This window comes from Clostridium yunnanense (genome assembly GCF_016595795.1).
Lineage (GTDB): Bacteria > Bacillota > Clostridia > Clostridiales > Clostridiaceae > Clostridium_AR > Clostridium_AR yunnanense.
This window is the reverse complement of record NZ_JAENHN010000053.1, coordinates 226,590-235,374: the sequence shown is the minus strand read 5'-3', so window position 1 is coordinate 235,374 and position 8,785 is coordinate 226,590. Positions and strand designations below refer to the sequence as shown.

Below are 8,785 nucleotides of genomic sequence, written 5' to 3'. Positions count from 1 at the left end.
TTCTTTTATAATAACTTTTCCAACATGTACAACTCCTGATAAACTATCTGGAGTTGAGTCTATACTTAACGCCTTAAGTATTTTATGTCTCCAATAAAAAGCTGTCCCAATACTTATATTTAGCTTATCAGCACAGAATTTTAAAGTTTTATTTTCTGTCATTAATTCAGTAAATTCCATCCAAGTTCTAGTGTTCTTCTTTGAATAACTCCACAATGAATCAGTTGTACGTGAAAAAGTTTTTTCGCATACTTTGCATTTGTATCTTTGAATTCCATTATAAAATCCATATTTAATATACCAAGTTGACGCGCAAATTGGACATGCATTTACAACTCTATCTTTATAAAAATCTCTTTTTAGAACATCATTAGTATGCAAATCAAATTTTTTAAGTTTAACATCAGGCTGTAGCAAAAGGAACACCTCACTAAGAAAATTTGATAATTAGGTTATCCTCTTAATGCTTGCCACATATTCATTTTTTTAATCATTACCAACATTTATTTAACAAATAACTTCATACAATAAAAATTCACTGAAGTGCCTTTCTGATATGCTTATTTTTATAGTAATCAGTTAAAATAATAAAAACTTTTGTATACAGATGGAATATATCCATCTCATCTTAATTGGATTTTTTGCGCATCAACCTTTTCTGAACATAAGTTAAGAAATTGTTGCAGTAGAATAAAGGTTTTATTAATAAAAATATTAAAGCAATTATACTTTGAATTATTAATCGATGAAGAAAATTAAATAGGATTTATATATTAAAACTTATATTTTTACACTACATAACTAGAAGTGCTAAGAGGTTTGAAAGTAGATTTTTGTATTTCATATATTGACAGAGCTTTATAATGTTGTTAACCTAAAGTTTGATATGGTTCTATAAAATACTATTAGAACAAATTGATTGTATTATAAAAGAATTAAAAAACAAGTGTTATTTTAAAGAATCTTTTAGTGTATACACTTCATAAAAGCGGTAGCTGAAATGAAAGGTGTACAACTTTAGTTTATATGTAATATTAAAAAATTTGATTAACAAATTAAGAAGGTGAAATCAAGCATGAGCATAACTATAAAAGATATAGCAAAATTGGCCAATGTATCGCATACTACTGTATCGAGAGCGCTAAATGATAGTCCTGTAATTAATGAAGAAACAAAAGCTAAGATCAAGGCAATAGCAGAGGAACTTAATTATGTTCCTAACTATAGTGCGAAAAGTCTAGTTTTAGATAAGTCTTATACTATTGGATTATTTTTTTCCAGTATAAGCAGGGGAACCTCTCCAAGTTTTTTCTATGAGATAGTAAGAGGCGTAAACAGTGTAATAAAAGAAAATTACAATTTGGTAGTAAGAGGTATAGATGACTACAAGGATTTTTCAGGAATTAACAATAAAAGATTTGATGGAATTGTACTTATGAGTCAAAGTGACAAGGATAATGAATTTATATATCATGTATGGCAAAGACAGATACCGCTTATTGTTTTAAATAGAGAGATTGAGGGGAATTCATTAATAAACATACTATCTGACGATGAAGAAGGAGCTTTTAAGGCTGCCAGTTATTTAATAGAAAACAACCATAAAGATATAGCTATTATAGAAGGTAAAGAAGAATTTAAATCATCAAAAAAGAGAAAAGATGGATTTTTGAAAGCTTTACTAAATAATAATATTCCAGTAAGAGGCGAATATTTGATTAGAGGAAATTACGATATAAAGAGTGGTTATGAAGCTATGAAAAAGCTACTTGATCTTCCTAATAAGCCAACAGCAGTTTTTTGCTCGAACGATGATATGGCTATCGGAGCCATAAAGGCTGTTTTTGAAAAAGGGCTTTCAGTACCTAAGGATATATCCATAGTAGGTTTCGATAACATAGGTTTTGCAGAGTATGCAACCCCTGCACTAACTACGGTAAAGAGACCTATGGAAGAAATAAGTATAATAGGCGGAAGAACAATTATAGATTTAATTGATAAAAAAGATTATCAAGGTGAGAAAGTATATATAAAAACAGAACTTATGATTAGGGAATCAGCACGTAAGTTATAAAAATAGTGATACGTAGAATTTATTAAGTGAAAAAGATGTGCACAATATGAAAGCTGAGATTGTTAAATATACCTAAGAAGCAGGTAGATGTAATTAATTTTTAGTAATATAAGGCATGTCTTTTTTATTGTGTTAAAAACACTACAAACCAATAGCAAATTAAAAAAAGGCTATACTATATTTTCCATAAAATAATACAAGAAATATTTAAAGAAACTTATTGTTAACGTGTGCATTAAATGATATAATATATTTGAAAAGAAAAATATTAATATCGGATTGTTAATAAAAAAATTTAAACTAATTTGCACACGTGAACAAAACGTATATGGAGGAGTCGGAAATGAAATTAAATAAGGAAACCTTTAAAGAGTACAAACAATATCCAGAAAAAGTTTTACAATTCGGAGAAGGAAACTTCTTAAGAGCATTTGTAGATTGGCAAATAGATAAAATGAATAAAGAAGCAGATTTTAACGGTAGTGTAGTTGTAGTACAACCTATAGAATTTGGTTTAGTTGATAAATTAAATGAACAAGATGGATTATACACACTTTATTTACAAGGAATAAAGGATGGAAAGGCTGTTAAAGAACATGAAGTTATAAACAGCATTAGCAGAGGAATAAATCCTTATACTCAATATGATGAATACTTAAGAATTGCTGAAAACCCAGAATTAAGATTTATAATATCAAACACAACTGAAGCAGGAATAGCTTTTGATGAAAATGATAAGTTAGAAGACAGACCACAAAAAAGCTTCCCAGGTAAGCTAACAGCTTTACTATATAACAGATTTAAGGCTTTTGCTGGAGCTAAAGAAAAAGGTCTTATAATAATACCATGTGAACTTATCGATAAAAATGGTGAGAAGCTTAAGGCTATAATTCTTAAGTATGCTGAACTTTGGAACTTAGGTGAAGAATTCGTAGCTTGGATAAATGAAGCTAACACTTTCTGTGGAAGTTTAGTTGATAGAATTGTACCTGGATATCCAAGAGATACAATAAAAGAAATAACAGAAGAATTAGGATATGAAGATAACCTAGTAAATGTGGGAGAACAATTCCACCTATGGGTAATTGAAGGACCAGCATGGATAGGAAATGAATTCCCAGTTGCAAAAGCAGGTCTTAATACTATATTTGTTGAGGATATGACTCCATATAGAACAAGAAAAGTTAGAATCCTTAATGGAGCACATACATCATTAGTTCCAGTATCATATCTTTATGGATTAGAAACAGTTGGTGAATCAGTTGATCATGAAGTAATAGGTGAGTTTATAAAGGGAGTTGTTTATGATGAAATAATCCCTACATTAGATCTTCCTAAGGAAGAATTAGAATACTTTGCAGGTGCAGTACTTGAAAGATTCCAAAACCCATTTGTAAATCACTACTTAATGAGCATTGCATTAAACTCAATGTCTAAGTTTGAAACTAGAGATTTACCTTCATTATTAGAATACATAAACAGAAAAGGAGAACTTCCTAAGAAATTAGTATTCTCACTTGCTGCTTTAATAGAGTTCTACAAAGGTAAGAGAGGCGAAGAAGCTATAGCTTTAGCTGATGATGCAGATATATTAGATTTATATAAAACTGCATGGGGAAGCTGTGATGGCAGTGAAGCTGGATTAAGAAGTGTTGTTACTACAGTTCTTGGATATGAAAAGAATTGGAAGATGAACTTAAATGAAGTTAAAGGCTTAACAGATGCTGTTACTTATTACCTTGCTAAAATAGAAACACTAGGAATTAAGGAAGCACTTAAGGAAGTTATGTAATTAAGAAGAAAAGAGGTAATTTCATGAAGAGTGTTCTTAAGATAAATGAAAATGATAATGTAGTTGTAGCATTAATGGACTTAGATAAAGATCAAAAAATAGAAGTAGACGGAATAGTTATTACTCTAAAAGAAGATGTAAAAAGAGGACATAAAATTGCTATAAAAGAGATAGGTGCTAATGAGGATGTAGTAAAGTATGGATTTCCAATAGGTCATGCAATTACTCCTGTATTAGAAGGACAATGGATTCATACACACAACACTAAGACTAATCTTGACGGTATAAAAGATTATAGCTTCAATCAAAAACTATTAGATAATATTTATAAGAATCAAGCTTTAACATTTAAAGGCTATAAGAGAGCAAACGGCAGTGTTGGGATAAGAAATGAATTATGGATTGTTCCGACAGTTGGATGTGTAAATGGAATGGCTGACAGAATGTTGGATAGGCTTAAGAAGGAATATGGAGAGCTAGCGATAGATAATACTCTAGTGCTTAAGCATAATTATGGATGCTCGCAACTTGGTGATGACCATGTGACTACAAGAACTATACTAGGTGATGCTGTAAAACATCCAAATGCAGGTGGAGTTTTAGTTCTAGGTCTTGGTTGTGAAAATAATAATATGGCTGATTTCAAAAAGTCTTTAGGCGAATATGATGAAAGCAGAGTTAAGTTCTTAGTATCACAAGAAGTTTCTGATGAACTTGAAGAAGGTGTGAAACTTTTAAAAGAACTTTATGAAAACATGAAAAATGATGTTAGAGAAGAAGTTTCACTATCTGAACTAAAAGTAGGACTTAAGTGTGGAGGATCTGATGGATTCTCAGGAATTACTGCAAATCCTCTAGTAGGAAGATTTTCAGATTTCCTTGTAGCACAAGGCGGAACTACTATCCTTACAGAAGTTCCTGAAATGTTTGGAGCAGAAACACTGCTTATGGATAGAGCTTTAGATGAAGGAGTATTTGATAAAGTAGTTCACTTAATAAATGATTTCAAAGAATACTTTATAAGATATGATCAACCGGTATATGAAAATCCTTCGCCAGGAAATAAAGCTGGCGGTATTACAACTCTTGAGGATAAATCTTTAGGTTGTACACAAAAAGCTGGTACAGCTACAGTAATAGATGTACTTAAATATGGAGAAACACTTAAAGAAAAAGGATTAAACTTGTTAAGTGCACCAGGAAATGATTTAGTTGCTGCTTCTGCTTTAGCATCTGCAGGTTGTCAAATGGTACTATTCACAACTGGAAGAGGAACTCCATTTGGATCTTATGTTCCTACATTAAAGATATCAACAAATACACAATTATTTGAACTTAAGCCTCATTGGATTGATTTTAATGCAGGAAGTCTTCTTGAAGATAAGAATTCAGAAGAAGTTCTTAAGGAATTCATTGACTACATAATAAGTGTGGCTAGTGGAGAACTTGCAAATAATGAAAAGAATGATTTTAGAGAATTAGCTATATTCAAAACAGGTGTAACTCTTTAATCAAAAGTGTAAATAAAGATTATTCAGTTTAATAGGATTCGGACTTAAAATAATTATCTTCCTAAATTCTCATAAGTCCTTATGATGAGTGAAGGAAGAGGGTTTATACAGATAAGTACATTTATAAAATATAAATTACAAAGACCATAATATAAAAAAATAAGATACACTACTCCATATTACAATTGATTGCTTTTGATTCATATGCCCTTTGTCTTTAAAAGTTACCGATGAAACTATGGAGTAGTGCATCATTACGAGGTTCTAAATTCAGCTATATATTTATATAGAAATATTAATTCAGTTCAATAACTATTTTCAAAATTCTTTTTGAAAGATAGAAGGATTTTGAAAATATAAGTTTTACTATGAGTTGTGTAAATCTATAATCGAAAATTTTAATGTGCAAAATTAAAAACATAAATTGAGCTGTAAAAAGGAACTAAAGATGAAACACTTCAATCCAAAGTCTATTTTAAAACTCATCTTGTTTATTAGAGGAGAAGTTGACAATATAAAATTGATTATGAAGTGGTTCATCTTTATAGATAATAGGAGGATTGAATGAAAAGAATACAAGTAGTACAAAAAATAATTGAATGCGGTGTTGTAGCTGTTATAAGAGCTGAATCAAAAGATCAAGCAATAAAAATTATAGATGCAGTTAAAAAAGGTGGAATAAAGGCCTTAGAAATAACTATGACAGTGCCAGGTGCTGTTGAGATCATAAAAGAAATATCAGAAATCTACAAGAATGAAGATCTAATTATAGGAGCAGGAACAGTTCTTGATCCAGAAACAGCTAGAGCATGTATACTTGCAGGCGCAGAATTTATAGTAAGCCCTTATTTCGATGCAGAAACTGTTAAACTATGCAATAGATATAGAATAGCAGTAATGCCAGGAATAATGACAGTTAAAGAAGCTGTTGAAGCTCTTGAATATGGTGTTGAAGTATTAAAAGTGTTCCCAGGAAATGCTTATGGTCCTTCAATAATAAGTTCATTTAAGGGACCTTTACCACAAGCTAACTTTATGCCAACAGGTGGCGTAAATCTAGACAACATAAAGGATTGGGTAAATGCAGGAGCTGTAGCAGTTGGAACAGGTTCCGACTTAACTAAAGGTGCTAAGACTGGTGATTATGAACTAGTTACAGAAACAGCTGCAAAGTTTGTTGAAGCACTAAGAAAAGCAAGAGAAGCTTAAAAACAAAAATTGAGAGCAGGTGTGAGCGTAGATGGAAGTGTTAACTTTTGGTGAAACTATGGTGCTTTTCAATCCAGAATCTAATGGACCGTTAAGATATGTTAATAGTTTTGGTAAGTCTGTAGGTGGAGCGGATTCTAACGTGGCTGCAGCACTTTCAAGACTTGGACACGATGTAGCATGGTTTTCAAAATTAGGAAAAGATGAATTTGGAAGACAAATTTTAAATGTAGTAAGAGGCGAAGGTGTTGATACCTCTAGAATTAAATTTGATGCTGAGGCAAGTACAGGTATCATGTTTAAGGAAAGAATAGGTGGAGACAATCCTAGTGTGTACTACTATAGAAAAGGTTCTGCAGCAAGCAGACTTTCAGTGGAAGATATAGATGTAGAGTATATAAAGCAAGCTAAGATAATACACATTACTGGTATAACACCAGCATTATCTGAAAGTGCTAGAGCAATGGTTTTTGAAGTTTTAAAGATAGCAAAAGAAAATGGTATAACAGTTTCTTTTGACCCTAATATAAGACTTAAATTATGGACTATTGAAGAAGCAAAGCCGGTGCTTTTAGAGATAGCTAAGATGTCAGATATAATCTTCCCTGGTGCTGATGAAGGGGGACTTCTTCTAGGAACCACAGATGAAAAAGAGATAGCTGAGAAGTTTATAGCTATGGGAGCAAAAATTGTAGCTGTAAAGCTTGGTGCTGATGGCTGTTATGTAGCTGATAAAGATGGAGGCGTGTATGTTACTGGCTTTAAGATAGAAAAGCTAGTAGATACTGCTGGAGCAGGGGATGGATTTGCTGCAGGATTTTTATCAGGAGTACTTAAGGGGATGAGCTTGAATGAGTGCGGAACCCAAGGCAACGCAGTAGGCGCAATGGCAACTCTTGTTCAAGGGGACATGGAAGCATACCCATATGAAGAGCAACTTATGACTTTTATGGGTAAGAAGAAAGTTGTAGATAGATAGAATAATACTAAAGATAAAATGTGATTTAACTAGGTATAGGAAAAATAGATAAGAAGACAGATAATCCCTGAGAGGATTGCGATTCTTAAGGATAAATAGTATATTATAAGAAAATGTTTTGGACGAACATGGATAAAAAAGCTTGAAGTTTTTCAAGCTTTTTTATTTTTTTATTTTAGGAGTATGATTAAAAATCTAATCAATATTTTATAAAACATAAACTAAGAGGATATAATAAGAAAATTTAAAAATATTTCGAATTCCTATTGACCTTTACGCTACGTATAAGTTTATAGTATAGATATCAGGAGGTGATACACATGGAATATACAGTTCAAAAGTTAGCTCATTTAGCAGGTGTCAGTGCACGTACTCTTAGATATTATGATGAGATAGGGATTCTTAAGCCGGCAAGAATCAATTCATCTGGATATCGAATATATGGTCAAGATGAGGTAAATAGATTGCAGCAAATACTTTTTTATAGAGAGCTTGGAATAGAGCTAGACAATATTAAAGATATAATAACAGCACCTTCTTTTGACGGAGCTGAAGCGCTAAAGGAGCACCGTGTAAAGCTTCTTGAGAGAAAGATGCAGTTAGAGCTTCTAATTGCAAATGTTAATAAGACCATTGAGTCTATGGAAGGGAGAATTACTATGAGTAATAAAGAAAAATTTGAAGGCTTTAAACAAAAGCTAGTTGATGATAATGAAAAGAAATATGGAAAAGAAATACGTGAGAAATATGGGGATGAAGCTGTTAATAAATCAAATAATAAGCTTAAGAACATGACTGAGGAAGAGCATGAAAGAATAACAAAGCTTTCTAACGATGTTATGGAAACATTAGCAGCTGCATTTAAGACAGGAGATCCAGCAGGGGAATTAGCTCAAAAGGCAGCTGATCTGCACAAACAGTGGTTATGCTTCTACTGGGATCAATACAGCAAAGAGGCTCACGCAGGACTTGCTCAGATGTATGTGGATGATGAGAGATTTACTCAGTATTATGACAAGGATCAGCCAGGTACTGCAGAGTTTTTAAGAGACGCTATCCTTATATATACAGGGATGAAAAAATAGTAATATTTTTATGTTAAGAGTTACAGATTGATATCTGTAACTCTTTTGCTATGTAAGAAAATGCGAAATTTTTAGTTGTTTCAAACTATAAGATTCAAGTTCTATACAAAATTTTAAGTGTATAAAACAAAAAGA

Annotated in this window: 7 protein-coding genes; 6 read left to right on the top strand and 1 reads right to left on the bottom strand. The window is 31.8% G+C overall.

The window, feature by feature from the left end:
* Positions 1-417: IS1 family transposase (locus JHL18_RS20615; RefSeq protein ID WP_200272729.1), on the bottom strand; the 417-nt coding region annotated here is incomplete at its 3' end.
* A 658-nt stretch (positions 418-1,075) separates the two neighbouring features.
* Between JHL18_RS20615 and JHL18_RS20610 the strand changes: the two genes are divergently transcribed.
* From JHL18_RS20610 to JHL18_RS20585, 6 genes are all read left to right on the top strand, one after another.
* On the top strand, positions 1,076-2,074 hold the full coding sequence (locus tag JHL18_RS20610; protein ID WP_200272727.1) for a LacI family DNA-binding transcriptional regulator: 999 nt from the start codon (positions 1,076-1,078) through the stop codon (positions 2,072-2,074).
* Between the two features lie 343 nt (positions 2,075-2,417).
* Positions 2,418-3,866 carry a tagaturonate reductase gene (locus JHL18_RS20605; protein WP_200272725.1) on the top strand — a complete coding sequence of 483 codons (1,449 nt, stop codon included), beginning with the start codon at positions 2,418-2,420 and terminating at the stop codon, positions 3,864-3,866.
* A 23-nt stretch (positions 3,867-3,889) separates the two neighbouring features.
* Complete coding sequence (locus tag JHL18_RS20600; RefSeq protein ID WP_200272723.1) at positions 3,890-5,377, top strand: UxaA family hydrolase; 1,488 nt, start codon at positions 3,890-3,892, stop codon at positions 5,375-5,377.
* Between the two features lie 564 nt (positions 5,378-5,941).
* Positions 5,942-6,586, top strand: a complete 645-nt coding sequence (locus JHL18_RS20595) for a bifunctional 4-hydroxy-2-oxoglutarate aldolase/2-dehydro-3-deoxy-phosphogluconate aldolase (RefSeq protein WP_200272721.1) — start codon at positions 5,942-5,944, stop codon at positions 6,584-6,586.
* 31 nt (positions 6,587-6,617) lie between these two features.
* Complete coding sequence (locus tag JHL18_RS20590; protein ID WP_200272719.1) at positions 6,618-7,565, top strand: sugar kinase; 948 nt, start codon at positions 6,618-6,620, stop codon at positions 7,563-7,565.
* 320 nt (positions 7,566-7,885) lie between these two features.
* Complete coding sequence (locus JHL18_RS20585) at positions 7,886-8,650, top strand: MerR family transcriptional regulator (protein ID WP_200272716.1); 765 nt, start codon at positions 7,886-7,888, stop codon at positions 8,648-8,650.
* The last annotated feature ends 135 nt before the right edge of the window (positions 8,651-8,785 follow it).

Bases quoted from the DNA above. Each gene is read 5' to 3' on its own strand.
- JHL18_RS20600 (WP_200272723.1), top strand. From the start codon at position 3,890: ATGAAGAGTGTTCTTAAGATAAATGAAAATGATAATGTAGTTGTAGCA.
- JHL18_RS20595 (WP_200272721.1), top strand. From the start codon at position 5,942: ATGAAAAGAATACAAGTAGTACAAAAAATAATTGAATGCGGTGTTGTA.
- JHL18_RS20610 (WP_200272727.1), top strand. From the start codon at position 1,076: ATGAGCATAACTATAAAAGATATAGCAAAATTGGCCAATGTATCGCAT.
- JHL18_RS20585 (WP_200272716.1), top strand. From the start codon at position 7,886: ATGGAATATACAGTTCAAAAGTTAGCTCATTTAGCAGGTGTCAGTGCA.
- JHL18_RS20590 (WP_200272719.1), top strand. From the start codon at position 6,618: ATGGAAGTGTTAACTTTTGGTGAAACTATGGTGCTTTTCAATCCAGAA.
- JHL18_RS20605 (WP_200272725.1), top strand. From the start codon at position 2,418: ATGAAATTAAATAAGGAAACCTTTAAAGAGTACAAACAATATCCAGAA.